The 26,363-nt window shown below is 73.8% G+C and carries 24 protein-coding genes and 1 pseudogene; 11 read left to right on the top strand and 14 right to left on the bottom strand.

Annotation, left to right across the window (positions count from 1 at the left end; translation table 11 throughout):
- Positions 1-67: 67 nt before the first annotated feature.
- The 3 genes from ACFYNS_RS22330 (at position 68) to ACFYNS_RS22340 (ending at position 3,746) form a co-directional block, all read left to right on the top strand.
- On the top strand, positions 68-1,444 hold the full coding sequence (locus tag ACFYNS_RS22330; RefSeq protein WP_388604705.1) for an MFS transporter: 1,377 nt from the start codon (positions 68-70) through the stop codon (positions 1,442-1,444).
- Positions 1,445-1,641: 197 nt separating this feature from the next.
- On the top strand, positions 1,642-2,214 hold the full coding sequence (locus ACFYNS_RS22335; protein WP_388604707.1) for a DUF2165 domain-containing protein: 573 nt from the start codon (positions 1,642-1,644) through the stop codon (positions 2,212-2,214).
- A gap of 278 nt (positions 2,215-2,492) precedes the next feature.
- On the top strand, positions 2,493-3,746 hold the full coding sequence (locus ACFYNS_RS22340; protein ID WP_360299374.1) for a glycosyltransferase family 4 protein: 1,254 nt from the start codon (positions 2,493-2,495) through the stop codon (positions 3,744-3,746).
- A 216-nt stretch (positions 3,747-3,962) separates the two neighbouring features.
- On the opposite strand, the gene ACFYNS_RS22345 is transcribed toward ACFYNS_RS22340, so the two are convergent.
- From ACFYNS_RS22345 to ACFYNS_RS22355, 3 genes are all read right to left on the bottom strand, one after another.
- Positions 3,963-4,628 (bottom strand): glyoxalase, encoded by a 666-nt coding sequence (locus ACFYNS_RS22345; RefSeq protein WP_388604709.1) that lies wholly within the window; start codon positions 4,626-4,628, stop codon positions 3,963-3,965.
- Between the two features lie 99 nt (positions 4,629-4,727).
- Entirely contained in the window at positions 4,728-5,111 is a 384-nt protein-coding gene (locus tag ACFYNS_RS22350; RefSeq protein WP_360299383.1) for a helix-turn-helix domain-containing protein, read from the bottom strand.
- A gap of 162 nt (positions 5,112-5,273) precedes the next feature.
- A complete protein-coding gene (locus ACFYNS_RS22355) occupies positions 5,274-5,975 on the bottom strand; it encodes a Pycsar system effector family protein (RefSeq protein WP_360299369.1) in 702 nt (233 codons plus the stop codon).
- A 143-nt stretch (positions 5,976-6,118) separates the two neighbouring features.
- Between ACFYNS_RS22355 and ACFYNS_RS22360 the strand changes: the two genes are divergently transcribed.
- From ACFYNS_RS22360 to ACFYNS_RS22370, 3 genes are all read left to right on the top strand, one after another.
- Positions 6,119-6,712, top strand: coding sequence for an RNA polymerase sigma factor (locus ACFYNS_RS22360; RefSeq protein WP_360299367.1), 594 nt, complete (start codon positions 6,119-6,121; stop codon positions 6,710-6,712).
- 72 nt (positions 6,713-6,784) lie between these two features.
- A complete protein-coding gene (locus ACFYNS_RS22365; RefSeq protein ID WP_360299364.1) occupies positions 6,785-7,558 on the top strand; it encodes a Crp/Fnr family transcriptional regulator in 774 nt (257 codons plus the stop codon).
- Between the two features lie 37 nt (positions 7,559-7,595).
- A complete protein-coding gene (locus ACFYNS_RS22370) occupies positions 7,596-8,711 on the top strand; it encodes a hypothetical protein (protein ID WP_388604712.1) in 1,116 nt (371 codons plus the stop codon).
- Here the strand turns inward: ACFYNS_RS22370 and ACFYNS_RS22375 are convergent.
- From ACFYNS_RS22375 to ACFYNS_RS22405, 7 genes are all read right to left on the bottom strand, one after another.
- Positions 8,686-10,236, bottom strand: a complete 1,551-nt coding sequence (locus ACFYNS_RS22375; RefSeq protein ID WP_388604714.1) for a dynamin family protein — start codon at positions 10,234-10,236, stop codon at positions 8,686-8,688. The two genes, ACFYNS_RS22370 and ACFYNS_RS22375, sit on opposite strands and share 26 nt — an antisense overlap.
- Complete coding sequence (locus ACFYNS_RS22380; protein ID WP_388604715.1) at positions 10,233-12,116, bottom strand: dynamin family protein; 1,884 nt, start codon at positions 12,114-12,116, stop codon at positions 10,233-10,235. Before ACFYNS_RS22380 ends, ACFYNS_RS22375 begins: the two co-directional genes overlap by 4 nt.
- Entirely contained in the window at positions 12,113-13,354 is a 1,242-nt protein-coding gene (locus ACFYNS_RS22385) for a hypothetical protein (RefSeq protein ID WP_388604717.1), read from the bottom strand. The genes ACFYNS_RS22380 and ACFYNS_RS22385 overlap by 4 nt, the downstream gene beginning before the upstream one ends.
- Complete coding sequence (locus ACFYNS_RS22390; RefSeq protein ID WP_360299352.1) at positions 13,351-14,427, bottom strand: hypothetical protein; 1,077 nt, start codon at positions 14,425-14,427, stop codon at positions 13,351-13,353. Before ACFYNS_RS22390 ends, ACFYNS_RS22385 begins: the two co-directional genes overlap by 4 nt.
- Before the next feature lie 91 nt (positions 14,428-14,518).
- Positions 14,519-15,415, bottom strand: coding sequence for a hypothetical protein (locus ACFYNS_RS22395; RefSeq protein ID WP_360299349.1), 897 nt, complete (start codon positions 15,413-15,415; stop codon positions 14,519-14,521).
- 46 nt (positions 15,416-15,461) lie between these two features.
- Positions 15,462-16,598, bottom strand: a complete 1,137-nt coding sequence (locus tag ACFYNS_RS22400; protein ID WP_388604718.1) for a hypothetical protein — start codon at positions 16,596-16,598, stop codon at positions 15,462-15,464.
- Positions 16,599-16,920: 322 nt separating this feature from the next.
- Positions 16,921-17,682, bottom strand: a complete 762-nt coding sequence (locus tag ACFYNS_RS22405) for a LysR family substrate-binding domain-containing protein (protein WP_388604719.1) — start codon at positions 17,680-17,682, stop codon at positions 16,921-16,923.
- Positions 17,683-17,740: 58 nt separating this feature from the next.
- On the opposite strand from ACFYNS_RS22405, the gene ACFYNS_RS22410 reads away from it, so the two are divergent.
- The 4 genes from ACFYNS_RS22410 to ACFYNS_RS22425 all read left to right on the top strand — a co-directional run bounded on the left by ACFYNS_RS22410 (position 17,741) and on the right by ACFYNS_RS22425 (position 20,732).
- Positions 17,741-18,145, top strand: coding sequence for a DUF5997 family protein (locus ACFYNS_RS22410; protein ID WP_360291081.1), 405 nt, complete (start codon positions 17,741-17,743; stop codon positions 18,143-18,145).
- A gap of 270 nt (positions 18,146-18,415) precedes the next feature.
- Complete coding sequence (locus tag ACFYNS_RS22415; RefSeq protein ID WP_388604739.1) at positions 18,416-19,528, top strand: slipin family protein; 1,113 nt, start codon at positions 18,416-18,418, stop codon at positions 19,526-19,528.
- 127 nt (positions 19,529-19,655) lie between these two features.
- A complete protein-coding gene (locus ACFYNS_RS22420; RefSeq protein WP_388604722.1) occupies positions 19,656-20,114 on the top strand; it encodes a hypothetical protein in 459 nt (152 codons plus the stop codon).
- A gap of 78 nt (positions 20,115-20,192) precedes the next feature.
- Entirely contained in the window at positions 20,193-20,732 is a 540-nt protein-coding gene (locus tag ACFYNS_RS22425; RefSeq protein WP_388604741.1) for a DUF1697 domain-containing protein, read from the top strand.
- Positions 20,733-20,845: 113 nt separating this feature from the next.
- Here the strand turns inward: ACFYNS_RS22425 and ACFYNS_RS22430 are convergent, their stop codons facing one another.
- From ACFYNS_RS22430 to ACFYNS_RS22445, 4 genes and pseudogenes are all read right to left on the bottom strand, one after another.
- A complete protein-coding gene (locus ACFYNS_RS22430; protein ID WP_360291072.1) occupies positions 20,846-21,679 on the bottom strand; it encodes an MOSC N-terminal beta barrel domain-containing protein in 834 nt (277 codons plus the stop codon).
- Between the two features lie 97 nt (positions 21,680-21,776).
- Positions 21,777-21,923, bottom strand: a pseudogene (locus ACFYNS_RS22435) (TetR/AcrR family transcriptional regulator); the annotation flags it as partial.
- 50 nt (positions 21,924-21,973) lie between these two features.
- Positions 21,974-24,454, bottom strand: a complete 2,481-nt coding sequence (locus ACFYNS_RS22440) for an FtsX-like permease family protein (RefSeq protein WP_388604724.1) — start codon at positions 24,452-24,454, stop codon at positions 21,974-21,976.
- The gene (locus ACFYNS_RS22445) at positions 24,448-25,185 is read right to left on the bottom strand and encodes an ABC transporter ATP-binding protein (protein WP_360291066.1); all 738 of its coding nucleotides are present in this window, start codon (positions 25,183-25,185) and stop codon (positions 24,448-24,450) included. The genes ACFYNS_RS22440 and ACFYNS_RS22445 overlap by 7 nt, the downstream gene beginning before the upstream one ends.
- Before the next feature lie 171 nt (positions 25,186-25,356).
- Here ACFYNS_RS22445 and ACFYNS_RS22450 point away from each other — a divergent pair, with 171 nt between their 5' ends.
- Positions 25,357-25,953 carry a helix-turn-helix domain-containing protein gene (locus tag ACFYNS_RS22450; RefSeq protein WP_360291063.1) on the top strand — a complete coding sequence of 199 codons (597 nt, stop codon included), beginning with the start codon at positions 25,357-25,359 and terminating at the stop codon, positions 25,951-25,953.
- Positions 25,954-26,363 lie beyond the last annotated feature (410 nt).

Here is a 26,363-nt window from a genome sequence, read left to right on the forward strand (position 1 = left end):
ATTCCCCGAACGGAGTGTACGGCTGCGCCGGTGGAGGGCGGAGCGCGGTGGGCGCACAGTCCCCGGTATGACGCTCGACAAACACCTTCTGCCCCCGGGCACGGCCGGTCGCCCGGGCTCCTCGGTCCGGCGCCGGGGGACCGTACTGGCGGGGATCTCGCTCGGCTACTTCATGGTCCTGCTCGACACCACCGTGCTGTCGGTCGCCGAGCCGGACCTGGCGGCCTCTCTGCACACGTCGGTGGCCGGTCTCCAATGGGCGGCCAACAGCTACACGGTGGTCTTCGCGGCGCTGCTGCTGTCGGCCGGGGCGCTCGCCGACCGACTGGGCGCGCACCGGGTCTTCCGCGCCGGTACGGCCGTGTTCGCGGTGGGGTCGGCACTGTGCGCGCTCGCCCCCACCGTCGGTGCCCTGATCGGGATGCGCGCGCTGCTGGGTGCCGCGGCCGCCGCCTGCGTGCCCTCGTCGCTGGCGCTGATCGGCCGCCTCTATCCGGACCGGGGTCAGCACGCGCGGGCCGTCGCGACCTGGGCGGCGATCAGCGGCGCCGCGGTGGCCACCGGGCCGCTGGCGGGCGGCGCGCTGGTCGGCGCCGCCGGTTGGCGGGCCGTCTTCCTGATCAACGTCCCGCTCGGCGCGGCGGTGCTGGTGCTGACGGCCACCCGGAGCCTGCGCTGCCCGCGGGGGGACCGGAAGGTGGACTGGCCGGCCCAGTCGGCGGCGTGCGCCTGTCTGGCACTGGTCACGGACGGGCTCATCGCCGCCGGTGCGGCAGCCTGGCCGCACACCCTCGCGGCGCTGGGCGGCGCCGCGGTCACCGGCGCGGCCTTCGCACGCCTGGAGCGGCGCAGCACGGCACCGGTGCTGGACCGGGCGCTGCTGGGTGCCGGAGCCGCGCGGGCCGGGCTGGCCGCGGGAGCCGCGGTCAACTTCGTCCTGGCCGGGAGCCTCTTCGTGCTGCCCCTGCTCCTGACCGACCGCGGCATGTCGGCGCTGGAGACGGGGCTCGCCTTTCTGCCGCTGACGATCCCGTTCGCCGTGAACCCGCCGCTGACCGGCCGGATCGTGGCCAGGAGGGGTCCGCGGCCGCCGGTGCTCGGCGGGCTGGTGCTGCTCGCCGCCGGGGGCGCCGTGCTCGCAGCGGCCACGTGGGCCCGGGCACCGTACGGCTGGCTGGCAGCGGGGCTGCTGCTGACCGGTCTCGGTGTCTCGTTCGCGCTGCCCGCGCTGGTCGCCGCCGTGACCGGGGCAGCCCCGCCGGGCGCGGGCGGTTCCGTGGGAGGCATCCTCAACGCGGCCCGGCAGACGGGTGCGAGCCTCGGCATCGCCGCCATGGGAGCGCCCCTCGCGGCGGGCACCGGTTCGGCCCCCTGGGCGTTCGCCGTGGCGGCGGTGGTGTGTGCCGGAGCGGCCGTCTGGTTCGGCGGCGTACAGCGTGCGTGACCGGGTGCACGGGGCAGCGGGGCCGGCAACCGGTCGGCACCGGCGGACCGGGTGGGGCGGGGGCGGCCGACGGCATGCCGGGAGCCCGCCGCCCGCGGGCCCGGTCGCTGCGGGGCACCTGTCCGGGCAGCTCGCGGGCGTTCCGTGCGGGGGATGCGGTCTTCAACACCCGGGGTTCTGCGGCCCATAGTCGGACCATGAATGCCTCATCGGATCATGACCGCGGCCCGCGCACCGGCCCGGCGGGAGCCGGGGCCCGCCGCTTCCCTGACCTACGCGAGGCGGCGGCCGCCGTGCTGACCGGCGTCGTGGCCCTGTACATCGCCCTGGTCGCGTTCGGGAACATCACCGACTTCGGCACGAACCGGGAGTTCGTCCGGCACGTGCTGGCGATGGACACCACGTTCCGGGACGGGGATGTGATGTGGCGGGCGGTCACTTCCCGCGCGTGGCAGGACGCGGCCTACGTCGCCATCATCGTGTGGGAGTCGGCCGCGGCGCTGGTGCTGATCGCGGCGACCGGGCTGTGGCTGCGGCGCCGGGACCGGCACCGCGCCCGCTCGCTGTCCACCGCGGGCCTGCTGATGCTCCTCGTGCTGTTCGGGGCGGGGTTCATGGCGCTCGGCGGGGAGTGGTTCGCCATGTGGCAGTCGGAGAAGTGGAACGGGCTGGATGCCGCCACCCGCGTCGTCCTGCTGAGCGGACTCACACTGCTGACCGTGCACACCACCCGGGACCGCCCGGGCGCGGCGGTCAGCGATACGGACTGACCGGGCCGGCAGCCGGAGCGGGCCGGGGCGGGGGTACGCCCCCGCCCCGGCCCGCTGTGTTCCGCCCGTCGGACGGACGCCGGAGCCCGCCGGACATGCGCAGCGGTCAGAAATCCGGCGCTCGCCATGAACTTTCCGCGCGGAGCCGTCATCGAACTCCATGTGCAGACCACCGCAGCAGCGGGACGGATGCGTTCCGCTCCCGCATCGCCACCCGCTCCGCCCGGCGCAGGCTCCCGCCCCGCCGTCCCGACCCACAGCACCGGATATGAGGACCCATGCACATCTCGTTTCTGATCTTCAGCGCGTACGGGATGGGCGGGACGGTCCGCACCACCTTCAACCTGGCGGACGCGCTCTCCGAGCAGCACGACGTGGAGGTCGTGTCCGTCTTCCGGTACCGGGACAGACTGTTCTTCGAGCCGGGAGAGCGCGTACGGCTGAGTTCCCTGGTCGACATGCGCCGGAACCGGCCGACCTATGAGGGCGACGATCCCGAACACGCCCGTCCTGCCCAGGTCTTTCCTGCGGCCGACGGCCAGTACTCGCGGCACAGCGCGCTGACGGACCGCCGGATCGGCGCGTATCTCAGGAGCACCGAGGCGGATGTCGTGATCGGCACCCGGCCCGGACTCAACGTGCACGTGGCCCGGCAGACGCGACGCGGCCCGGTACGGCTGGGGCAGGAGCACCTCACCCTCGCCACGCACTCCGTGCGGCTCAAGCGCCTGCTGCGCCGCACCTATCCCCGGCTGGACGCGGTCACGACGGTGACCGAAGCCGACGCACGCGACTACCGCAGCACGCTGTGCCTGCCCGGCGTGCGCGTCGAAGGGCTCCCCAACAGCGTGCCCGAGCCGCAGATCGGTCCGACGGACGGCAGCGGCAAGTGGGTCGTGGCCGCGGGGCGGCTGGCCCCGGCCAAGCGCTACGACGTGCTCATACGCGCCTTCGCCGAGGTCGCCCGGGAACGCCCCGACTGGGGTCTGCGCATCTACGGCCACGGCCGGGAGCACGACAAGCTGCGCCGGCTCATCGACGAACTCGGCCTCTACAACCACGTCTTCCTGATGGGCTCGGCCAACCCCATCGAGGCCGAGTGGGTGAAAGGCGCGATCTGCGCCGTCACCTCGAGCCTCGAATCGTTCGGGATGACCATCGTCGAGGCGATGCGGTGCGGGCTTCCGGTCGTGGCCACCGACTGCCCGCACGGGCCCGGGGAGATCATCCGGCACGGCGAGGACGGGCTCCTGGTGCCCACAGGTGATGTGGGCGCGATCTCCGGTGCCCTGTTGCGGCTGATCAACGACGAGGGTCTGCGCACACGTATGGGGCGGGCCGCGCTCACCGCATCGGCCCGGTTCGACCCGGCGCACCTGGCCGCCCGGTACGAGGACCTGCTGACCCCGCTGGTGAACCGCCGGTCGGGCACGCTGCACCGAGCCCGCGGCAGCCTGCTCGGCGGGGCGTACACGGCTCGGGAGGCAGCGCGGTCGGGGGCCGGATACGCCCTCAGGGCAGCCCGGAGGTGAACCGGCGGACCCGGCGTCCCGCAGGGGAGCAGGGTTCGCGGGGCAGCGCTCCCGCCGCCCGGCGGCTCCCGGCGATTCCCGGCGACGTCCGGCGACGTCCGGTGAGTGGAGCGGCGTCCGAGGGTCGCCGCCGCATGCGGCGGCGTCCGCATTCCCGCGGGTCTCTGCCGGCCGGCACGCAGGCCGCGGTCCATCGGGGGCCGGCCGGTCCGCGGGTCAGGACGCCTCGGAGGCGGCCGGCCCGGCGGCCTCCCACACGAATCCGTCCGGGTCGGTGAAGGAGTCCGCCGTGCCGCCGAGGACGATGCGGTGCGATCCGCTGCCGTCGTCGGGAACGCCGAGGTCCTTGGCCAGGCCGGCGCGCTTGTACAGCGCCAGCTTGACGGGGCTGGATCCGCCGGAGGCGAACTCGGCGTACTTGCCGCCGAAGCTCTTGGCCACGGTCAGTCCCCGGTCGGCGTAGAACTGCTTGGTGGCCTTCACGTCCTGGACGCCCAGGAGGAGGACCATCTCGTCGATCTCGCGGGTGGCCGGACCGGTGTCCTTCTTCGCGGGGGTCGCGACCTTCCAGATCGTCCCGTCCGGTGCCTGGACGACGCCTCCATAGCCCCACAGCGACTTCGCCGCGGGCTTGAGCACGGTGGCACCGGCGTCCACGGCGGCGTCGAGGAAGCTGTCGACGGTGGCCGGACGGGAGACCGTGAGCGCCAGGGTGAAGCCGCGGAACCCGGTGGAGTGCGGCGCGGAGCGCCGCAGACGGATGCGCGACTCCACCCCGAAGGCGGTGCAGAAGAGGCGGGCGGACTCCGGGTCGGCCACCTCGAGGGTGACGGAGGTGAGGAAGATGCCGGCTGTGGTGGAAGCGGTGGTTGCCATGAGCATCACGCTAGGAGGAACCCCGCAGCCGGGGCTTCTCGATTCCTGACCGCTTGGATTCCCGCCCCAGATCCTGCCCCGGCGGGGCGAGCCCCGCCGGGCCTCTCAGGCGTCGAAGCGGCGACGCGCCTCCTCGATATGCGCCAGGTACCGGTGGGTCCAGCCGCACATGGCGTCGACCGTGCCGCGCAGGGCCCGGCCCGGTTCGGTCAGGGTGTACTCGACCCGCGGCGGCACGGTCGGATATACCGTGCGGTCGACCAGGCCGTCCCGCTCCAGCCTGCGCAGGTTCTGGGTGAGCATCTTCTGACTCACTCCCTCGACCTCCTTGCGCAGTTCGCTGAAGCGCAGGGTGCGCTCGCCGAGTGCCTCGACGATCAGGAGCGCCCACTTGTTGGCGATGTCGGAGAAGATCTCCCGCGCCAGTGAGTCGGCGCGCCGCAGGTCGGCCTCCTCGGGCAGGCCCTTGAGTTGCTGCTTGGTCACCATCAGGTTCTTCCCCCGCCGGAACGTACGTTCTTCCAGGTCCACCGCCACTCTCCTACGGTCGGCCGATCGGCCACGACGCGGGGCGCGGCCGGGGCCCCAGCGTACGGGGACCGGCCGGGCCTCCTCCGGCCCCGCGGCGGGCCCCATGGCACTCCCCGGCCGTCACCCCGGGATCGGGGCGAGCTCCGCGCACAGGAGCAGGGAGCCGCCTGCCGCCGCGAGTCCGATCGAGAGCTGCAGCATGCGATGCTTCCGCCAGGCGATGGCGCTGCAGACGACGATGTCGCGCGTGAGGACCCGCAGTACGTCGCCGTGCAGGGCTTCGGCGAGTCGCACGGGGTTCCAGGTACGCAGGTGGCCGAAGTACACGAAGCTGTCGGGGCTCTCCCGGGACATGTGGGATCCACGCATGCGGGGCAGCACCACCAGCACGGCGCTCAGCGCTCCCGCGCCCAGCAGCAGGGCGGCGACCCGCAGCAGGAGGATCCGCGACCCGGGTCCTCCGCCGTCCGGTCCCACCAGCAGCGTGAACACCGCCGCCAGCACCGCGGTCTCCAACGCCAGCACCACCGAGGCTTTGACATCGGCGCGGCTGGTCCACTCCCCCACCGCCGCGTGGATCCGCCACGCGGCCTCCAGCGCGTCCGGCGTCCCACCCGGTCCCGAACCGGGCGAGGGCCGTCCCGGGGCCGCTGAGGGAACCGGGGCCGTCCCGGTGACTCCCCCGCCGCGGGCCGACGCGGGATCCGCGGGCGTGCGGGAGTCCGGAGTCGGCACGGGGTCCCCGTCCGGCGTGGGGCCACGGCCGGTGGCGTCAGCCGTGGGAGGGGTGCGGGGCGGGAAGCCCGATGAGCCGTCCGGCATGTCCACCTCCTGCTCTACGTGAGATGTCGACGGTACGCATCAGAGGAATGGGCGAATGCCTCACATGATGCGATGAGCCACCCATAGCCTTTTTACGCTGAGTGCTGCCGCTCCCCAGCCGCTCGTTCCCGAAGGAGACCCCCATGCCGAAGAACGCGGGCAGAGTCCATGCGGAGGAGCCGGAGGACGCCGAACTCGCGCGCAGATTCCGCGAGGGGGAGACGGGTGCCTTCTCCGTGTTGGTCTCCCGCCACCAGCCGCGTTTACTGGCGATCTGCCGAAGCATCACCCACGACGAGCACGACGCCCACGATGCACTGCAGAACACCCTGATCGCCGCATGGCGGGGGCTCGGCAGCTTCCAGGGCCGGGCGACCGTGGGCACCTGGCTCTCCCGCATCGCCATCAACGCCTCACTGGACGAGGTGCGCCGCCGAGGGCGCCGACCCGCCCCGACGGAGCAGGCGGTCCTCACTCCCGTGGCCGTGAGCGGGGACGACATGCTCGCCAACCGGGTCGCGCTGGCCTGGGCCATGGAGCAGCTGCCGCCCCATGTCCGGGAGATCGTGCTGCTCCGCGACCACTACGGGCTCTCCTACCTGGAGATCGCCGAGCGCCGCGGCTCCACCCCGGACGCCGTCCGGGCACATCTCGCCCGGGGCCGCCGCAGCCTGGCGGAGCTGCTGGACTCCACCCAGTCCAGGGCCCGTTCGCGAGCCGGGCGGGTACGGCGGTGAGCAGCGAGCCGGGGAACGCACCTCGGCGGAACCCCCCGCAACACGGCACGAGGCGCTCTAGACTCCTGTGCCATGACGCGCCGTTCTCCTGCCGGGAGGGCGGAACCTCCCGGCCCCGGGCCCAACACCGCCGGGCGCACCCGCTCCGACCGGTCCGAGCCGCCCTGGCCCCGGCTGAGCCTGATGGCCGAACTGCCCGGCGAGCTGCGGGAACCGCTGCTCGCGCTGGGCAGGGAGCAGCGGTTCCCTCCCCGCACCACACTGATCCAGCAGGGCGACCTCACGACCGAGGTGCATCTGCTGGTGGACGGCTATGTGCGGATTCTCGGCGACACGGCCGACGGCAGGACGACGCTGCTCGCCCTCCGCACGCGTGGCGACCTGGTCGGCGAACTCGCCGCGCTGGACGGGGGCCCGCGCAGCGCCACCGTGACAGCGGCCGGTGCGGTTCGGGGAGTGTCGTGGGCGGGACCGGTGTTCCTGCGGTTCCTGCGGAACCACCCGCAGGCCGCGGACGCCGTACAGCGCTCGGTCACCCGGAAGCTGCGGATGGCCACCCGGCACCGGGTGGACACCGGTGCCGCGCCGGTGCTGGCACGCGTCTGCGGCGTCCTGGAGCAACTCGCGCTCACGCACGGGCAGCACACCGGCGAGGGCGTCGTACTGGACATGCCGCTCGGCCAGGGCGACCTGGCCGCGCTGACGGGTTCGTCGCTGCCCAGCGTGCAGCGGGCGATCGCCGGGCTACGGCGCCGCGGTGTGCTGCGCACCGGCTATCTGCGGCTGCTGGTACTGGACATGGAGACTCTGCGGGTGCTCGCCCGCGGGACGGCCGGCGGGGGCTGAGCTCGCCCCGCCGGCCGGAGGGTCTGGAAGGGGGCGCATGATGGGTGAAGACGGCGCGGTGGTCAAGAAGCGGTCGGGGGTGCGCAAGGCGCGTCGGCGGCTGAGCCTGGTGGTCGACATCGAGAAGTACAGCCGGCGCACCCATCCCGAGCAGGTGGCGCTGCAGAATCGGCTCGACTGGGCGATGAAGACGACGCTGGAGAGCGCCGGGGTCGACCCGCGCCGGTGCAACCGGCAGGAGAAGGGGGACGGTCTGCTGCTGATCCTGCCCTCCGACCTGCCAGAGGACGAGGTCGTACCACGGCTGCTGACAGGACTTCAGACCGTGCTGCACGACATGAACCGGACGCCCGGACCGGGCGGGCGGCTCCGGATGCGGATGGCTCTGGCGCAGGGCATCGTTCGGGTCGCCCCGACCGGTTTCGTGGGCGAGGGCGTCGAGATGGCCAGTCTGCTGGAGGGCTGCCCGGCGACCCGGGAGGCACTGGACACGGCGCCCGATCACGACCTGGCGATCGCGGTGCCCGACGACTACTACCAGGACGTGTTGGCCCAGGACTTCGGCGGGCCCCGGGCGGCCGACTTCCGCCGCGTCACGGTGGAGGTCAAGTCGGCGGACGGCGGCACGGCAGTGGCCTGGGTCCTCAGTCCGCGCTCGGTGCGGTCCGACACATGCGTGCCCCGGTTCACCCCTGCCGCGCTCGGCACACCCCGCAAGCGCTTCCGCTCGGGTTCGGCGGCGCTGCTCGCCGAAGCACTCGCGCTGGGCCTGGACGCGGTATCCGTGGACCCGCAGCCGCCACTCCCCGACGGCACCCCCGCGGCCGGCGGAAGCGGCTCGGAACCGGGTGGCCCGCGCGTGGCCCACCCGCACGGCGAGTCGGAGCGCCGTCCCCTGCCGGACCAGGACGAGCTACCCGAACCCGACGACGTGCGGGACCTCGCGGGCGTCCTCGGGCAGGAGCAGGACGCCTTCGGGCGGACGGACGACGGAGGGGAATCTGCGGAGGGCGACGGAGGCGCCCCCGACGAGGGCCGCCGACTGCCGGAGTGGACGGACGACGGGTATGGCTGGGACGCGGCGCCGGACTCCGGCTTCGGCGACGGCGGCCTGGGGGGCGAGGGCCTCATCGACGGCGGCCTCGGCCTCTGAGGGGCCCGGGCCGGACTGCCGCATCCGGTTCCGCACCGAGTGCGGCGTCCGGGCCCGGGCCGCGGAGGGTGAAGTACAGCGCCTCGCACAGTTCGCGGGCGGCCCGCGCATGGTCGCCCACCAGGCGCGGTGGCTGGAACTCCAGCAGCCGCCACCGGCGTGCCTCCTCGGCCGCGCGGGCAGCGATCCGCTCCGGGGACGCCGCGGGGTCGAGCCCCAGGCAGGCAGCCGCCGTCGCGCCTCTGGCCAGGGAGCTCAGCGCGGCGGCATGCTCCTCGTCCAGCGGAAGCCGCCCGCTCGCCCAGGCCGTCAGGGCCGGGGCGAGGGCCGCCTGGCGGAGCACCGGATGGCGGCCCACCCGGTGCAGTGCGCTGTGCAGGGCGTCCGCGGGGCCCGTGGCGGGCAGCGTCCGGGCGACCGCGTGCAGCGCCCGGAAGGCGGTGGCGGCACGCAGCCGGTCGGCCCGGTCCAGGAACTCCTCCCGGAGGCGCTCGTGCAGTGCCGCCACCCCCGACCTCGTCCGGAGCCGTTCCAGCAGGGCGCTGGTGGGTTCGCCGTCGTAGGCGTTCACGGCTTCCTGTATCCCCCACCGCCCCAGCAGGCTCAGCAGTCGCTCCCGCTCAGCGGCGGTCAGCGGTCCCGCGGACCAGGACAGGAAGGAGTCGGCCGAGTAGAGGGCCTCCCCGAGCTCCGCGGCGGGGCGTGCTGCGAGCAGCCGCACCGCCTCGGTGTCGGCCTCCGTGTACCGCTCGCAGCACACCGCCTGCGCCAGCAGCCCGGCGACCGGAACCACGTCGGCGACCAGCCCGGACAGCCGTCCCGCGTAGCGCCCCGCGAGGCGACGGGCCGTCGGCCACGGGTCGCCGCCGCCGCGGCCCAGCGCGTCGATCCTGCTGAGCACCCCGAGGACCGCGGCAGCCGGAACGGCCTGCCCGGCCTGGCGGCGCAGCGCTTCCAGTGCCTCCTGGTCGCCCTCCCCCGGGTGCGGCATCACATAGAGCAGCGCGTCGGCCCGGCCGAGGGCGGCGAGGGCGGCCTCGTCCAGTCCGCTCAGCGAGTCCATGCCGGGGGTGTCCACGATCCGGAAGCCCTGCCGCAGGGCATCGTTCGGTGCTTCCACCACCAGTTCGGCGATGTCGTCCGCGGCCGAGCCCAGGGCTGCGGGCTCGCGGGGGACGCCGCCGCCCGGAGCACCCGGTACCTGGTGCTCCGAGCCGTCCCGCAGCACCACCCGCACCCGGTTCTGGGGGCCGTGCCGGAACCAGGTGACCAGCCGGGTGCACTCGGTCGCGCCCGTACCGGCCAGGCACTGTCCGAGCAACGCGTTGACCAGGGTGGACTTTCCCGCGTTGAGGCGGCCGCCGACGGCCAGCCGCAGCTGCGGTTCCGCCAGCCGTCGTGCGACGGACGCCACGGCGGCCGCCTCCGGCCCGGTCAGCAGGGGCCCCGTCTCGGCGCACACGGCGGCCAGTTGCCGCAGCGGGGCTATGTCCGGCCCGGTCGCTCCGGCGGGGGCACCCGTCATCGGCGCTGCGCGGAGGACGCCGGTGCCAGTTCCTCGAGCCGGCCGCTCAGTCCCCGGAGGATCTCGCACCGGGCCCTGATCCGGGCGGTCTGCTGCTCCGTCCGCTCCGTCTCCTGGCTCTGGAGCTCCCGGTGCCGCCGCAGTTCGGCCGCGAGTTCCTCGGCGCGGCGGTCGAGAGCGGCACCGAAGAGGTCGCCCAGTCGTTGCCGCGCCTGCTCGACAGCATCTCTGATCATGGGCGGTACCTCGGTGTTGAGGTTGCTCTCCAGGTGCCTGAGGTACCGACGGGCGTCCTCGCGTTCACGGGTCAGCTCGTCTCTGCGCCGTCTGCGGCCGGTCAGCACGGCCACGGTGCCGAACCCTGCCGTGATGGGTGCGAACAGGCCGCCCGTCACGACGGCGACCACGGCGGACACCAGCATCCCTGCGCCCCAGGTCGGTGTGAGCCGCTCCAGCAGGGCAGCCGGACCCCGCTGGTCGTGCGCCGCGTGCACGAGCGGGGTCAGCTCGCGCAGCCGGTCGGGAAACGCCAGGGCCGGCAGGTCGCCGCTGCCGCCCACGGCCGCGTCGATCTCCGCGGCGATCTCCTCGGTGGCGCATCGCACTCCCTCCGCGACGCCGGTCTCGAGCTCCATCAGGCAGCCCTCGACCCCCTTGTGCAGTTCCTCGGGCAGGTCCGCCAGCTCGGCAGCGGTCGCGGCCACGGCGATCCGGTCCTCGGCGGCGGCACGCAGATCGTTGACGGCCCGTCGGAAGCCGAGCTGGAGATCGGACTCCATCCGGTTCAACCTGGTACCGAGTGTGCGGCGCCAGCCGGCCGAGGCGTTCCGGTGCCCGAGGAGAGCGTTCCGCAGCCGCTCGATCTCCTCGGTGGGTGCGAGGTCGCCGGAGGCGGCGTCCAGGAGCCGGCCTGCCCGGGCGGTCTGGGCGTCCAGTACGGCACGAGCGGCCTGCGCCGCGTTGGCGGCCCGCAGGTCCAGGACCCGCTCCGTGATCGACGCGCCGAGTGCGGACCGCAGTTGCGGGATGCCCCCGGTCGCACGGCGGCGCTCGGCGGTGTCCGGGTCGCCGTCCCGGTCGGCGGTCAGCGCGTCCTCCTCCGCCGCGCTGCTGACCGCGAACCACGGTGCGGGGGCGTAGCGCGGCGCGTGCTCGGCCAGCAGGCCGCGGTTCCGCTCCATGACGTCCCGCCACCGCGGATACAGGTCGGTCTTGGTCAGCACGAAGACGACGGTGGCGATGCGCCCGGTGGCACGGACGAGGAAGTCCAGTTCCGATCGGGTGAGTTCGCTCGACCCGTCCACCACGAAGACCAGCGCGTCCGCGCGGCGCAGGGTGGCCATCGTCAGCGCCGCGTGCCCGGAGACCAGCCCTCCCACTCCCGGTGTGTCCACCAGCGCCAGACCGGGGCGCAGCAGGGGTGCGGGGACGGTGATGTCGAGGTGGTGGACGTCCTCGTGGCGCGGCTGCTGAGTGTCCGGGGCGAGCGCGGCGAACTCCGCGACGCGGTCGAGGGGGATCGGCTCGGGTTCCGGTGCCTGCTGCTCCTGCTCCGGGTCGCCGGGATCGCGTTCGCGGACGACGAGGGCTCCCGGCTCCCCGTGGCGCACCCGGACGTGGACGTTGCTGGCGACGTCGGCGTCGGCGGGCAGCAGCCCGGGGTGCTCGACAAGGGCGTTGATCAGGGTGCTCTTGCCACGCTTCTTCTCGCCCGCGCACACGGCCACCGCGGTGCCGGACGTCAGCAGGTCGGCCTCGGCGCGGAGCGGTCCGGCCGTCTCGTCCTCCTCCAACACATCGGTGACATCGGCGATTTCGTGGAGCAGCTCCGCCATGTCCGCCAACCGTCGGACGCACTCTGCGGGAGCGTCGTCGTTCATGTTTCCTCCTCGGATCCGCGGGCCGGGCCGGACCGGGGCGGCGCGGGCGCGGCACCCCGGGGGCCGCACTCCTGAGCTCCCGTTCCCGGCGGCTCCTCCGGCTGCTTCTGCTGCGGGGTCTCCCGCCGGTTCTCCGGTTGCTTCTTGCGCTGGTTCTCCCGCCGGTCTTCCGGCGCCTTGTCGAGTTCGGCGAACAGGTCCCCTCCGGTGAGCGCGTCCCGGGAGGCGATCTCGCGGCCCGGCAGGACGTCCTTGCGCGGGGCCAGCCGCCGGGCGGGGCGCAAGCGGGGCTGAGGTCGACCCGCGGACGGACGCGGCGCGGTGCCCGGCACCAAGCCGCGCAGGAGGGAGGCCACCCAGCCGAGACAGCCGCCCGAGGAGTTGTTGCTGCCGTGCGGGACCGGTGCTCCGAGGCCGTCGGACCGGCGCCCGGCGGACGGCCCTGTGCTGGGCCCGGACGACGAGGAGGACCACCGCTCCGCCGCCGGGCCGCCTGGGCGCGCCGCACCGCTGGACGGCGCGGCGGCGGAGCCGGACCGGTTCCGGCCGCCCGTCAGCACGGGAGCGGTCACGGCCGTGGTGCACAGGTGGGTTGCGGCCGAGGGAGCCGGACTATCCGTTCGCCACCCGGCGATCAGCAGGAACGGAGTCGACACCGAGCGGGCCGCGGTCCAGTAGGCGGCGGCCCGGTCCTCCGGCAGCAGCCAGCGGCGGCCGGCTTCCGGTCGCGGCAGGACCGCGGAGTCCAGAGCGTCTCCCGTCTCGTCCTCCGCCGGCCAAGGGGGCGGCCCGGGGGTGCTGTGGCCGCGCCAGGGCGGCGAGACCAGCGCATCCCAGTCCGGCCGCACCGCACGCGCGTACTCGGTGGACGCCCAGCCCTCGAAGCCCGCGCGCAGGGATTCGAAGGACGGTGCGGCGCCGGGGCGGGCCGTCTGCGACAGCCATCCCACGAAGCAGTACAGCGGGCGTCCGGCGCTGTCGGTGCTGTGGTCGGGGTCCAGCAGGGCGGCCTGGCAGGCCGCACCGACCAGCGCCGATAGCGGCTCGCCCGGACGTATGGATTCGTACGCCAGCAGCAGGCGGGGGCCTTGGCGCAGCTCCCGCCCGTTGGCAACGGCGGCGGCGACAGCATGCGCCAGCGGTCCGGACCCGCGGGTACCGTGAGGCAGCGCGCGCCACCACTCGTCGACCCGGTGGAGGCGGGCGAAGACGACCGGGCTCCACTCCGGCGGGCTCATTCCGGCCTGCCTGCGGGGAGTTGGAGGCGGCCGTCCCGGATGACGGGAAGCCGTGCGAACTCCTCGGGCAGGGAGTCGGCCAGGGAGTCGTCTCTGTGCACAGCCGCACCGAAGGCATCCGCTTCGGCCCGGCCCTGCTCGGTCAGCGATTCCAGGTCCCGGATGCGCTGCCGCTTGCCGAGCTTGAAGAACGTGTTCTGCAGTGTGCTCAGTTCCCGACTCTGCGCATCCAGCTCCGCCCGCATCCCGGCGAGCCGCTGCCGGTCCGCCGTGAGCGTCTCGGTGAGGTAGTGCCACAGCGAGAAGACGAGCGGCCGGTGCAGATTCTGCGGCCGGATGCGGGCGACGTCGATCTTGCCGTCGGTGGGTTCTCGCGGGCCGAAGTCACCGATCTGCACCGGGCAGACGAGTGCGGTGACGCCGGGTGCGTGGACGAGCGGCAACAGATTGCGCAGCTGCGCGACCGCGGTGCGGAGTGTCTCGGCGGTGGAGCGGCCCGAGGCCTCCGCCAGCAGATCCATCTTGGTGATCAGGACGACGATGGAGGGCGGGGGCTTGCCGGCCTGTTCGCGTCCTTCGAGCGCCATCCGGATCTGCCGGTTGACGATGCTCAGCACCATGTTGCCGCTGTCGAATCCACCGGGGCCCGCCGGGCAGCCCTTCTTGACCCATTTGCCGATCGCCCTGCCGTCGAGGACCAGGTAGAGGCTGTCCGTGCGCGCCACATGCTTCCGGAGTTGGGTCACGTCGTCATCGGCACTCTCCGCGGTGGCCTTCTGCAGCGCTGCACCGCCGCGGAAGTCCGTCCACAGGAAGTCGAGCAGAGGTGTCATGCCCTGTGCGAAGCGGAACTTGTAGGTACAGGGCTGCACCGAGGTGGGTTCGGGCAGGGTGCCCACCTCGGTGAGCATCCGCCAGGCGTTGATCAGGTCGAACTCGTCGTCCGGATCGACCGTGTAGAGGAAGTAGTCGTGCAGTCCCGCCGACAGGCGCTGGTACATCCCGTGCATGTACATCGTCTTGCCTGTGCTGGTGCCGCCGACCATGGTCAGGGTGATGCGGGGAATCTCCATGGAGCCGTTCTCCTGAGTGCTGAACGTGCGGGGTGAGAGCTGCCGGAGCAGGTGGATCGCGCCGGCGCCGGGCCGTGCGACGGTGCCCGGATCAGAACGAGTCGACCTCCTTGAGCAGATCGCCCAGACGCGCTGCGGGGGCGGTCAGGGGTTCGAGCCGGGCCCGCTGCGCCGCCGCGGCCGCGTAATGCTGTGCGCTGATGCTGCGCCAGCTTCTCTGCGAGGTCAGCCAGCTCTCGAACCGGTCCCAGCGGGTGTCCTTGGCGGCCGCCCGCTGCCCGGCGGCTGCCGCGTCCTCCACGGCCTGCCGTACCTGGCGCATGAGTCCCTGGATGCCGTACCGGAGCGTCCACAGCACCGGCACCAGCACTCCGGAGGGGCTGGGGCCGCACACCAGCGGGACGACGGCCCCCCGGATGTGGGCGGTGCGGGCGACCGCCGCGATCAGGGGGCTGAACGGCGCGCGCAGCCGGTGTGCCGCGTCCGGCCCGGTCGCGGCGTGCAGGTCGCACTTGGTCACGGCAATCACCAACGGGGTGGGCCGCTCGTCCCGTTCGCCCAGCGAGCGCAGCACGGCGGCGGTCATCCGGCGGGCGAGCCAGTCGTCGCCGCTCCGGCCGGGACGCGGACCGGCTTCGTGGAAGAGCACGATCCCGTCCGCACGCTTGAGGTCCTGGTGCAGCTCCTCCGCCTGCGGGCTGTCGTCGCTGCGCTGCACGAGCGCGCTGCCGCGGTAGTCGCTCCAGCGGAAGGGGAACACGTCCTGCCCCTGATGGCGCAGCACCAGGTCGTGGACCTCGCGGAACGACGTCGCACTCGGGTACACCCCCGCGAGCACCTCGTCCCCGCTGCTGAGCAACCGCCGGTGGTCCGCGGTGTCCGCGGCGCGGCAGGAGAATCCGCCGATGCCGTCCGCGAGTATCCGGTACATCAACGACACGTATGTCGTCTTGCCCGCGCCGCTGCCGCCGAGCATCACCACGTTCATCGTTCTCCGCCTCCCGCTCCGTCCGGCGACTGGGCCCCGGGCGCGCTCATCCGAACAGGTCCTCGTCGTCGGGGAAGGCGTACGGCGCCGCGGTCCCCCACCCGCCGTCGCCCCCTCCGCTCCGCGTGTGTGTCAGGCCGATCGCTCCGAGCACCGCGGCCCCGGCCGCCCCCGGTGCCAGGTCGGGCAGTCGGCCGAGCGCCTCGGCCAGCAGGTCCGACAGCCGCGGGGTCGGTGCCACTCCCCCGGCCAGCACGAGCGTGCGGAATGTGCCGTGCTCGGCGGCCAGGGCCTCCACCGCTGCGGCCACCTGCCGCAGCGCGCCGTCGGCCGCCTCCTCGAAGTCGGATCTGCGCACCAGCAAGTCCCGTGCCTGGCCCGGCAGGACGAGCGAGGCACTGGTGTGCGCGGACAGCGTCTCGCGGAGGCCGGTCACCATCCGGCCGAGCCGGGCGCGCCGCCGGGCGGGTTCCGACTCTGCGGAGGGCCCGACGCACTCCGCCTCGGTGATCCCGGCGGCGGAGGCGAGATCGCGTACCCGCTCCCACAGCGCCGCGTCGAGGTCCGCACCGCCGCAGGCAACCGAGCGGCCCGGAGAGAGCGCTGCGGTGCGGCCCGCCGCTCGCAGCGTCAGACGTAGTCCCCCGGCGCCCGCGTCGCAGACCGCCAGCGGCTCCCCCGCGGGCACCTTCCGCTCGCGCGTCCACGCGGCGGCCACGGCTTCGGAGGCGGTCACCCACTCCGGTCCCGGCAGTCCCGCGGAGGTCAGTACGGCAGCCAGCTCGCCGCGTGCGGACCCGCTCCAGTCCTCGGGAGCCACCACCGTCAGCCGAGCGGGCGGCCCGCCGCCGCATATCGGCCGGCAGGCGCGAAGCACCTGCTCCAGCAGGGCGGCGATCAGATCGGCGACCGGGACGGCTTCGCCGTCCAGCAGGGCCCAGGGCTGCGCGAGGAGCGCCTGGACGGGCATCCGCTCCGCACACTCGGGGCCGTCCTCGGCGCGGCGGAGTGCCTCCGTCCCGGTGTGCAGACGGCCGTCCCGGTCCCGGCAGACGGTCGAGGGGAACGGGGGCAGCAGGCTGCCGGCCCGATTCCCGGCAGTCCAGTAGGCGGCCTTCACGGCCGAGGTGCCCAGATCCACGGCGAGTCCCCATTCGGACTCGGCCGGTCCGCCCGACGCCACGGCGCCCCCTTCCCCCGCTGCTGCCGTCCCCCGCACGCGACGGCAGGTGTCGGCCCGCATGCCGTCTCCCGCACTCGGTGATGATTGGACGACGGGTGTGCGGGATTCGTGTCAGGCCGATTTCCGCGGCCGGCCGCCGGACCGACGGGACGGCACGCGACGAGGCGGCGGTCTCGGGTTCCGGGGGCACCCGCCGCGGCGGGCGAGCGCACCTCGCCGCGGACCGGTCCGCGGGCCCTGCCCGCGCCGGGTCCGGGGTCACCGTGGAGCCCGGTGGCGGCCTGCCGCCGGAGGGGGATCGCCGTCCTGTACGGCGAGCGGGTCAGGGGCGGCGGCGGGGCCTGCCGCGCCTGCTGCTCCTGGCCCCTCCGGCGCCGCTCCGCGGGTTCCTGCCGGTCTGCTTGCCGGGGGCGGGTTTGCGGCGGGGCGTGGGCTGCTCCGCGCGCGGCTGCCGGGGCTGCGGCTCGGGCGCCTTGCGGCCCCGGGTGCTGTTGGGGGTGCGGCCGCGCACGATGCCGATGAAGTCCTCGACCATGTCGGTGGTGCGCTCCTCCGGCCAGGAGAGCGCGACCTGCGAGACCGGCGCGTCCGTGACGGGCCGGTAGGTGAGGTCCCGGCGGTGGTGCAGCCGGGCGAGGGACTGGGGGACGACCAGCAGCCCCACTCCGGCGGCCACCAGTTCGACGGCGTCGGCGGTGGTGGCCGGACGCTCCAGGGCAGGCTGCCCGGGCCGCTGCTCCCAGTCCAGGACCTCGTCCAGGGGGTGCAGCACGATCTCGTCGGCCAGTTCGGAGAGGGTCACCTCGTCCGCCGCGGTCACCAGGTGGTCCTTGGGGACGACGACCACCGTCGTCTCGGTGTACAGCGGGATCGCGCTGAAGCGGGAGCGGTCGACGGGCAACCGTACGAAACCCGCGTCCGCGGCGCCGTCCGCCAGCACGCCGGGGGCTTCTGCGGCGGTCACCGAGACCAGGTGCAGCGGGATGTCCGGCAGTCGCTCTCCCCAGATCCGCACCCATTTCGCGGGTGTCACGCCGGGGACGTACGCGAGGCGGAACGACGGTGGGGTCTCCGAGCCTGTCACGTCGCCAGGCTACCGGGCGCGGTCGAGTGCACCGCAGGTGATCGATACCCTGGACGGCATGACGTCGCACAAGACCACCCAGACCATGAAGCCCGCGACCGCGGCGAAGAAGCTGGGTGTGTACCTCGAAGCCACCCCCGCCGAGTTCCAGGAGGGCGTGGTCTCGCGCGACGAGTTGAACGCCCTGCAGGCCGAGCCTCCCCAGTGGCTCCTGGACCTGCGACGTGACGGCCCGCACCCGCGGCCCGTGGTCGCGGCGAAGCTGGGTGTGTCCATCTCCGGTCTGGCGCGCGGAGGCGTCACCGAGGCCCTCACCACCGAGCGGATCGAGGCGCTCAAGGCGGAGAACCCCGAGTGGCTGCAGAAGGAGCGCGCCACCCAGGCCGAGGTCCGCAAGGAAGCGGCCCGGCTCAAGGCGAAGAAGGCCGAACGCGCCGCGGAGGCGGACGCACCGCGCCGCTGATCGTGCCGTTGCACCGGGCACCGCGGGCCGCCGCCGCGAGGTCGTGACCCGCGTCCCCGGTGCGCACGGTCACCGCTGCTGTCACACCGTGTCCCGCCGGTCGGACGCACCCTCCGGCGGGCGGGATCGTCCCTGCTCACAGGCGCGTCCTGCAGGGCTCGCCTGCACGCCCCGACCGGATCTACGCTGGTATCAGCCGTTCTGGACGTAGGTGCGGATATGTCGGAAACAGTGACTACTGTCATCGTCGTCGTGGCACTGCTGGCAGCGATGGGTTTGCTGTCAGCGGTTCGCATCATCAAACAGTACGAACGCGGCGTGGTGCTGCGTCTCGGCCGCCTGCACAAGGACATCCGCGGTCCCGGCCTGACCTTGATCGTTCCCGTAGTCGACCGGCTGCGCAAGGTGAGCATGCAGATCATCACCATGCCGGTCCCGGCGCAGGAGGGCATCACCCGCGACAACGTGACCGTGCGGGTGGACGCCGTCGTCTACTTCAAGGTCGTGAAGCCGGCGGACGCGGTCATCCGGGTCGAGGACTACCAGTTCGCCGTCTCCCAGATGGCCCAGACCTCGCTGCGGTCGATCATCGGGAAGAGCGATCTGGACGACCTGCTCTCCAACCGGGAGAAACTCAACCAGGGCCTGGAGCTGATGATCGACAGCCCCGCGGTCGACTGGGGTGTGCAGATCGACCGGGTGGAGATCAAGGACGTGTCCCTGCCCGACACCATGAAGCGGTCCATGGCACGCCAGGCCGAGGCCCACCGTGAGCGGCGGGCACGCATCATCAACGCGGACGCGGAGCTCCAGGCGTCCAAGCGGCTGGCGGAAGCCGCACAGCAGATGTCCGGGCAGCCCTCCGCCCTGCAACTGCGGCTGCTCCAGACCATCACGGCGGTCGCCGCCGAGAAGAACTCCACGCTCGTGCTGCCCTTCCCCGTCGAGCTGCTGCGCTTCCTGGAGCGCGCGCAGCCGGAGTCCGCAGACGAGGCTCCGTCAGCGGTGGAGGAGACGCCGGTGGCGGCGGGTGGCGGACCGGCACGGAGTGCGACCGCGGGAGCGGCACGGAGTGCGACTGGTGCGGCACGGAGTGCGACCGCGGGAGCGGCGCGGAACCGGCCGGACGGTGACGTCGCCCCGGCGTTCCGGTCCGCGGCCCGGGCGGCCCGCTCCGCTGTCGAGGACGAGGACGAGGCCGGCTCTCCGTTCACCGGCGCGCTGCCGCCGGACCCCGCAGCGCCCCTCCGGGACCCGGCCATGGTGCTGCCGGAACTGCAGGTGACCGGGTTGCCCACGGCCGAGTCGGCGCGTGCGGGCGGAAGGTCCGAGGAGACCGCGCACACCGGACACCGGCGCAGGCACCCCGGCAACCGGAACTGAGGACCGCCGGGCAACCGGAACCGAGGGCCCGGAGTCCGGCCGCGCATTCTCACCGGTTTCTCACCGGGCACGGAAGGCCACCGGGCGCATCCCTCGTAGCCTGGGAAGTTGAGGAGGCGCATAGGTCATGAGCAACGGCGGCAGCCGGGCCGGGGAACCAGGCGGTGACCGCGGCGACGGGCCCGACCCTCCGAACGGGGGCGGAGGGGGCGAAGCGGATCCCCGCGCCGGTGCCGCACGCCCGCCCGAGGAGCCCGAGCCGTCCGAGCAGCCCGAGCGGCACGAGGAGCCGGAGCCCGGGGAATCCGGGCCGTCCGACGCGGTCGGCAGCATCGAGCTCACGAACGAGGAGGCGGAGTCGGTCGAGTTCGGCGAGGCCTTCATCCGGGCGGCGGACGTGACCGAGCCCGCGGCGCGGACCCGGGAGCTGGCGGCCCGCTGGGACCGGGAGGGCTACCCGGAGCGGGAGCCGTGGCGCTCCGACGAGCCGCCCGCGGGCTGGTTCTGGAGCCGGTCCCGGCGCAGCGGCCGCGGACGGCGGCGCGGACATCGCCGCTGGCCCTGGAAGCGTCGGCCGGAGGACTGACGCGCGGGGCACGGAGTTGTTCGGCAGCGCCCGCCGCGGAACCCGGCGGCGCGGCTATAGGATGAAGTTGTGCGAACGATGTACGCCGCTCTCCTGCGGGGGATCAACGTGGGCGGCAACCGGAAGGTCCCGATGGCCGAACTGCGGGAGCTGCTCGGCGGTCTGGGCCACGATGCGGTGCGGACCCACCTCAACAGCGGCAACGCGGTCTTCAGCAGTGACGCGTCCGACGAGGACACGCTCGCGGCCGAGTTGGAGGACGCGCTCGAACAGCGCTTCGGCTTCCACGTCGCCTGCATGGTGCGCGGTGCGGAGTATCTGCGGGGCGTACGCGACGCGTGCCCCTTCCCCACCGACGGTGTCGGGGGCAAGGAGCTGCATGTCGTCTTCTGCTCCCGTCCCGTCCCCGCCGAACGGCTGGCCTCGCTCGACGCCGCGACCTTCCTCCCCGAGGAGGTACGCGCGGGAGACCGGGCGCTGTATCTGCACACGCCCGGCGGCCTCGGCACCTCCCGCCTCTCCCCCGCCCTGCACCGCCCCGCCGTGCTCGGCGGTATCGACGCGACGTCGCGCAACTGGAACACCGTGACGGCGCTCGTCGAGCTGACCCGCGGCTGACTCCCCGCAGACGGCGCGCGGAGAGGCCCGCCGGAGGGTTCCTGGCCGTCCGGGTCACGGGCTGAACCGGCCGGACGGCAGCACGTACGGCACCGGGGCAGGCGGCCGCCGGTTCAGACCTCGCCCGGCCCCCAGGCCGTGACGTCCACCTCGTCGCCGACCCGTATCCGGCCGGGGCGCAGCACCGCGTACTTCACTCCGAACGCCACCGGCCCCCCGCCGGCCCGCCGGTAGCCGGCGAGGGTGCGCAGCGGCTCCGGGCCGTCCCGCCGGCCGCTGTGCTGGTCCACCATGACGACGGCGCAGCGGGTCGCGGGCTTCGCGTAGCCGAGTTCCGCATCGGCGAGGGCGAGGCGGTGGGCGCGGTCCTCGGCGTGCGGCTCGTCCCAGCCATCGATGATCAGATTGGCCCGGAAGCGGTCCTCCGGCACGGCGGGGGCGCCGTTCTCGGCGAGCTTCCTGCTCAGGAGGTCGAGCGTGGCGCGGGACAGGACGTGCAGCGCGCAGCTGTCGGCGTATCCGGAGGTGCCGGGGGTGCGGCCGTCGGTGACCCTGGCGTGCTCGGGCGGTACCCGGACCAGCCGGCTCGGGGCGCGCAGGGCCTCGGACAGCCACTGGGCGGCGTCCTCTCCCTGGTCGACGCCGTGGAAGGGCTGCCCGAACAGGTCCACCGGGCGGCGGGGGCCGGTGGTGTCGACGGGGATGCCGAGGGGCGGCAGGCCGTCGGCCCGGAGGGTGAGCAGTTCGCCGCCGGGACTGACGGCGGGTCGTACGAGAGCCAGGCGGGGGTGCCGGCGCTGGGTGCGGAAGACGCCGTCCCTGCTGGTCACCATGAAGCTGCGGTCGTGTGCGAGCCCGGCCGGGGTCAGTACGGCCTCGTCGGGATGCGTACCCGCGGCGCCCTTGACGGGGAAGTACGACAGCGAGGCCACGTAGGGCGTGCTCATGATTCCGGTGGTCCGTTCCTGGAGTCGGGCGGGTCGGCTTCGGTCCTGCGGTGCCCGGCGGTGGCCGCGCCGTCGGATGGCGCCTGCCGCGGGGTGTTCAGCGCGGCGGTTCCTGCTCGGCACCGGCGACGACCGCGGTGACGACCCTGCGGACGTCCTCGGTCTGCGGCGGGGTGCCCTGCCGGTCGGCGAACAGCATATGGGCGGCTCCGACGAGGGTGGGAGCCAGAGTGGCGATGTCGGCGGCCGAACGCGGGCGGGGGGGCACAGCTCCCGCCCGGCCGGACGCCGGCGCTATTCCCGGACGCCCGCGAGTTCGACGGCCCGACGGCGCAGTGACAGCGCGGCGGGGACCACGGCGCAGAGCACCGCGATGACGGCGCAGGCGGCCAGCACCACGCCGAGCGCCGCCCAGGGGACCTGGAGGGGCGTCCACACCGAGAGCAGGCCCAGGGCGCACCACATACCGGCGAGGTGGAGTCCGGCGACGGCGGTGCCCAGCAGGCCGCCGACCGCGACCACCAGCAGGGCCTCGGCGGCGACCGTACCCAGCACCTGCCGCCTGGTGGCGCCGGTCAACCGCAGCAGGGCCAGTTCGCGCACCCGCTCCGCGGTCGACATGACCATGATGTTGGCCAGCGCGATCCCCGTGTAGAGCAGCGCGATGCCCAGGACGAGGAACAGACCCGCGCGCGTCGTACGCGCCGCCTCGGGCCGTTGGTCGCGTATCCACTCCTCCTTGGTGCGGACCCGGCCGTCCCGACCGGGCACGGCCTCCCGCAGCGCAGCGGACACCGCGGCGGCGTCGGCTCCCTCCCGCAGCCGCACATCCACCCGGTCGACGGGCGCCCGAGGTGCGTTGCGCGGGGTGACGTAGACGCCGTTGCCGCCGGTCCCCACGGCCATGACCGCGGCGATCCGCAGCGACTTCCTGGTGCCGTCCCCGAGCCAGACCTCCACGCGCCGGCCCACGGTGTGCTGCTCCCACTCCTCGTTGACCACGATCGAGTCGTCGTCGAGGTCGGCCAGGCTCCCGGCGACGAGCGGCGGGCGGGTGGTGGCCCGGAGCCGGGCGGGGTCCCCGGCACGGGCGGGCGACTCGATCAGCGCGACCCCGTCCTCCAGCGTGTAGACGGCGCTGGAGGAGGTCGCGGAGAACTCGGCACCGGGGAGCTGCCGCAGCCGCCGCAGCGTCGCCTCCTCGAAGCCCTCCGGCCCTGTGGGCGTGAGGACGAAGTCGGCGGCGGTGCCGGTGCGCATCTCGGTGGCCTCGGCGCCGCTCAGCGTCGCGGTGGCGCCCAGGAGGGAACCGGTCAGGGCCACGGTGATCAGCACGGGTGCGGCGACCGCGGCGGTGCGGCCGCGCCCGGTGAGGGCGTTCTGCCGCAGCAACATCCCCGCCGCGCCCGGAAGCCGGGCCGGAAGCCAGCCGATCAGCCGCACCATCGGGCCGACCAGCAGCGGAGCCAGCAGCGCCACCCCGCTGATCAGCAGCATCGGGCGGGTGACGTACGTCTTGCGGTGCAGCAGGTCACTCGGATCCGTCGCCAGCGACACGACCAGGGTGACCGCCGCCGCGAGCAGCAGGGCACCGGCGCACAGGCGGCGGAGCATCGGCAGGGCGCGGCTGTCCGCGGCGGATTCCCGCAGTGCCTCGGCGGGAGCGGTGCGCCCGGCCCGCCAGGAGGCCGCCACCGCACCGGCCAGGGCCACCAGCAGCCCGGTCCAGAAGGCCAGGTGGTAGGGCCAGAGCTGGTCGCCGATCCGGAACCAGCGCGGCGCCAGTTCCTGGTCGACCGCCCATGCGGCCAGCTCCGGCGCCCCCTGCGCGCCCAGCAGGCAGCCGGTCGCGGAGGCGAGGCCACCGACGACGAGGGCCTCGAACAGGACGGTGCGGCGCACCTGGGCCGGGGTGGCGCCGGCCATCCGCAGCAGGCCGAACTCGCGGCGCCGCTGGGCCACCGCGAACGCGAAGGTGGCGGCTACCACGAACACCGAGACGAAGGCGGAGACGCCGCCGGCGGTGCCGAACATGGCGTTCATCGCGGTCAGGGCCTCGCTGTCCCGGTCGGGGTCGGCGTCCGCGAGTCTGCGGGCGTCGCCGGTCAGGACGTGCGCGCCGGCGCCGCCGTCGCGCACCACCGCCCGCACGGCTGCCGCGTCGTCGGTGTCGACCACCAGTTGGCGGCTGTCCGGCGAGAGCTGCGCGGCGCGCCGGTCGGTGTAGAAGACAGCGTCCTCGAAACCCCGCCCGCCGACGACTCCGACGACGCGCACGGTCCCGCGCGCGGTGCGCAGGCGCTCCCCCGGCCCCACCGGCCCGCCGTCCGCAGACCAGCCGTCGCTGACGGCCACCTCGTCACCGGCCCGGGGCGCTCGGCCCTCCGTGAGGCGATAGGGCGCGAACGCGGCGGTGGACCAGGGGTGGCCGACCAGGTCCTGGGGGCCGCCGCGGACCCGGACGCCGAAGGCGCGGTCCTCCACGACCCTCCCCAGCTTCCTCAGCCGGGCCTTCACCTCGTCGGGCACGGCGCGGGGCCGGGCCAGCTTTCGGACCCGGTCGCCGGCCGGAGTGGCGACGCGGAGGGTGTCCGCGCCCTTGACGAGGACGGGCGCCGCGGCGAACCGTTCGGGCTTCCGTTCCGGCGCGTGCAGCGACGAGGCCAGCGCGAGCCCCATGACGGCCAGCAGTCCCGCTCCGAGAGCGAGCGCAACGAAGCTGCCGGCGAAGCCGGTCCAGCGGGTGCGCAGAGTGGCGAGGGCGATCCTCAGCACGGGAGGGCCTCCAGCTTCGCCATGTGCGCGGCGATCCGCGGCGAGGACGCGCCGTGCAGTTCCCCGTCGAGGCGCCCGTCGACGAGGAAGACCACGCGGTCCGCGTAGCCGGCGGCGACCGGGTCGTGGGTGACCATCACGGTGGTCCGCCCCTCCTGGTGGACCATGTCGCGCAGCAGGGTGAGGACCTCGCGGCTGGTCACCGAGTCCAGCGCACCGGTGGGCTCGTCACCGAAGAGCACCTGGGGACGGGTGATCAGCGCGCGGGCCAGGGCGACCCGCTGTTGCTGGCCGCCGGACAGCTCCGCGGGGCGGTGCCGGGCCCGCGACCCGAGTCCGACCTGCCGCAGCGCCTCCGCGACGCGGGCGGGTGGTGGGCGGCGACCCGCCAGGCGCAGCGGCAGGCCCACGTTCTGCTCGGCCGTCAGGGACGGCAGCAGGTTGAACGCCTGGAAGACGAATCCGATGCGGTCGCGGCGCAGGAGCGTCAGCCGGGTCTCGTCGAGCCCGGTCAGCTCGGTCCCGCCCACCGCGACCGACCCGGAGGTGGGGCGGTCCAGCCCGGAGGCACACTGCAGCAGAGTCGACTTCCCGGATCCCGAGGGGCCCATGACGGCGGTGAACGTCCCGTGGCCGAAGTCGAGGGTGACGTCGTCGAGCGCGGTGACGGCTCCGGCACCGGTGCCGTAGCGGCGGGTGACGTGCCGCATGCGGACGGCTTCATCGGCCATGTGTCTGTCCTGTCGTGTGCGAAGTGGTCGGCGCGGAAGCGGCGCGCGAGTGCGCGCCGGGCACGCCGGGCGGCGAGGCCGGTGCAGGTGCTCCGGTATCCGCCGCGAGCATTGCAGAGAAATCTCTGCAGAGGAAGTTCTGCAGAGATTTCTCTGCGATAGGCTCGGGGCATGACCGAGCCCCCACCCCAGGACCGCACCGCCGCTCACCAGGAGCGGCACACCGTCAGCGACCCCGCGACCCTGAAAGCGCTGGCGCATCCGCTGCGCCTGAAGATCCTGCGCAGGCTGGCCGCCGCGGGCCCGGCGACCGCCACCGCACTCGCCTCGGCCCTCGACCAGAACACCGGGACCCTCAGCTACCACCTGCGCCAACTGGCGCGGGCCGGTCTCATCGAGGACGACCCCGAGCACTCCGCGAACGGACGCGAGCGCTGGTGGCGCGGGGTGCGCGGCGCGGAGGTGCGGCGCCCCTCCCGATCGGGCCTGCCGGCAGCGGAGCGCGCCGTGGTCGAGGAGCTGGACCGGGCGCATCTGCAGGAGGACATCGAACTGGTCCGGCGCCAGGCGGACCGTCCGGCCGAGGAAGACGAGTGGGTGTCCGGCTCCCGCAGCACCCTCCACCTCACACAGGAGGAACTGCGGGAGTTCCACGACGCCTACCTGGAGCTGCTGCAACGCTTCCGGCGCGACCGCACCGAAGCCGGACCGGGCACCCGGCCCATCGCCGTCCGCTGGTTCGGGGTCCCGCTCGACCGCCGGGACTGACACCGCCGCGACGCCGCGGGGCCCCGGTGTGCGCGGCCGGGCACCGCCGCCCGACCGCGCATCCGACCGTTTCGGACCAGGGCTGCACCACACCCTCGCGCCGGGGGATGTACGATCGCGCTTAGTAGAATTCCTCCGTGCGACACCTCAGCCGCCGCACAGGATCCGGCAACCGGCCACATTCTGCGGTATTCACCGACAATGTCCGGATATACAGGACTTGCCCTTCTCGGTCGTACGCTGTGTCGGGAAACACACCGGCCGGACCCAGAAATCAGCAAGATCCTCTGCCTCCCCGTCAGGAAGCCTTTCCATAAAAGCTCTTCGAAACACCGGCGGGTTCGTCTTTTTACACACAGAAAATGATCCACAGCATAGCGTTGAAGAATTGCTAGATCATTTTCGGCGGC

Origin of the sequence: Streptomyces sp. NPDC006925, assembly GCF_042869575.1 — a bacterium.
GTDB lineage: Bacteria > Actinomycetota > Actinomycetes > Streptomycetales > Streptomycetaceae > Streptomyces.

Excerpts from the sequence above, each read along its gene's own strand:
- ACFYNS_RS22330 (WP_388604705.1), top strand. The coding sequence starts at position 68 with ATGACGCTCGACAAACACCTTCTGCCCCCGGGCACGGCCGGTCGCCCG.
- ACFYNS_RS22335 (WP_388604707.1), top strand. The coding sequence starts at position 1,642 with ATGAATGCCTCATCGGATCATGACCGCGGCCCGCGCACCGGCCCGGCG.
- ACFYNS_RS22340 (WP_360299374.1), top strand. The coding sequence starts at position 2,493 with ATGCACATCTCGTTTCTGATCTTCAGCGCGTACGGGATGGGCGGGACG.
- ACFYNS_RS22345 (WP_388604709.1), bottom strand. The coding sequence starts at position 4,628 with ATGCTCATGGCAACCACCGCTTCCACCACAGCCGGCATCTTCCTCACC.
- ACFYNS_RS22350 (WP_360299383.1), bottom strand. The coding sequence starts at position 5,111 with ATGGTGACCAAGCAGCAACTCAAGGGCCTGCCCGAGGAGGCCGACCTG.
- ACFYNS_RS22355 (WP_360299369.1), bottom strand. The coding sequence starts at position 5,975 with ATGCCGGACGGCTCATCGGGCTTCCCGCCCCGCACCCCTCCCACGGCT.
- ACFYNS_RS22360 (WP_360299367.1), top strand. The coding sequence starts at position 6,119 with ATGCCGAAGAACGCGGGCAGAGTCCATGCGGAGGAGCCGGAGGACGCC.
- ACFYNS_RS22365 (WP_360299364.1), top strand. The coding sequence starts at position 6,785 with ATGACGCGCCGTTCTCCTGCCGGGAGGGCGGAACCTCCCGGCCCCGGG.
- ACFYNS_RS22370 (WP_388604712.1), top strand. The coding sequence starts at position 7,596 with ATGATGGGTGAAGACGGCGCGGTGGTCAAGAAGCGGTCGGGGGTGCGC.
- ACFYNS_RS22375 (WP_388604714.1), bottom strand. The coding sequence starts at position 10,236 with ATGACGGGTGCCCCCGCCGGAGCGACCGGGCCGGACATAGCCCCGCTG.
- ACFYNS_RS22380 (WP_388604715.1), bottom strand. The coding sequence starts at position 12,116 with ATGAACGACGACGCTCCCGCAGAGTGCGTCCGACGGTTGGCGGACATG.
- ACFYNS_RS22385 (WP_388604717.1), bottom strand. The coding sequence starts at position 13,354 with ATGAGCCCGCCGGAGTGGAGCCCGGTCGTCTTCGCCCGCCTCCACCGG.
- ACFYNS_RS22390 (WP_360299352.1), bottom strand. The coding sequence starts at position 14,427 with ATGGAGATTCCCCGCATCACCCTGACCATGGTCGGCGGCACCAGCACA.
- ACFYNS_RS22395 (WP_360299349.1), bottom strand. The coding sequence starts at position 15,415 with ATGAACGTGGTGATGCTCGGCGGCAGCGGCGCGGGCAAGACGACATAC.
- ACFYNS_RS22410 (WP_360291081.1), top strand. The coding sequence starts at position 17,741 with ATGACGTCGCACAAGACCACCCAGACCATGAAGCCCGCGACCGCGGCG.
- ACFYNS_RS22415 (WP_388604739.1), top strand. The coding sequence starts at position 18,416 with ATGGGTTTGCTGTCAGCGGTTCGCATCATCAAACAGTACGAACGCGGC.
- ACFYNS_RS22420 (WP_388604722.1), top strand. The coding sequence starts at position 19,656 with ATGAGCAACGGCGGCAGCCGGGCCGGGGAACCAGGCGGTGACCGCGGC.
- ACFYNS_RS22425 (WP_388604741.1), top strand. The coding sequence starts at position 20,193 with ATGTACGCCGCTCTCCTGCGGGGGATCAACGTGGGCGGCAACCGGAAG.
- ACFYNS_RS22430 (WP_360291072.1), bottom strand. The coding sequence starts at position 21,679 with ATGAGCACGCCCTACGTGGCCTCGCTGTCGTACTTCCCCGTCAAGGGC.
- ACFYNS_RS22445 (WP_360291066.1), bottom strand. The coding sequence starts at position 25,185 with ATGGCCGATGAAGCCGTCCGCATGCGGCACGTCACCCGCCGCTACGGC.
- ACFYNS_RS22450 (WP_360291063.1), top strand. The coding sequence starts at position 25,357 with ATGACCGAGCCCCCACCCCAGGACCGCACCGCCGCTCACCAGGAGCGG.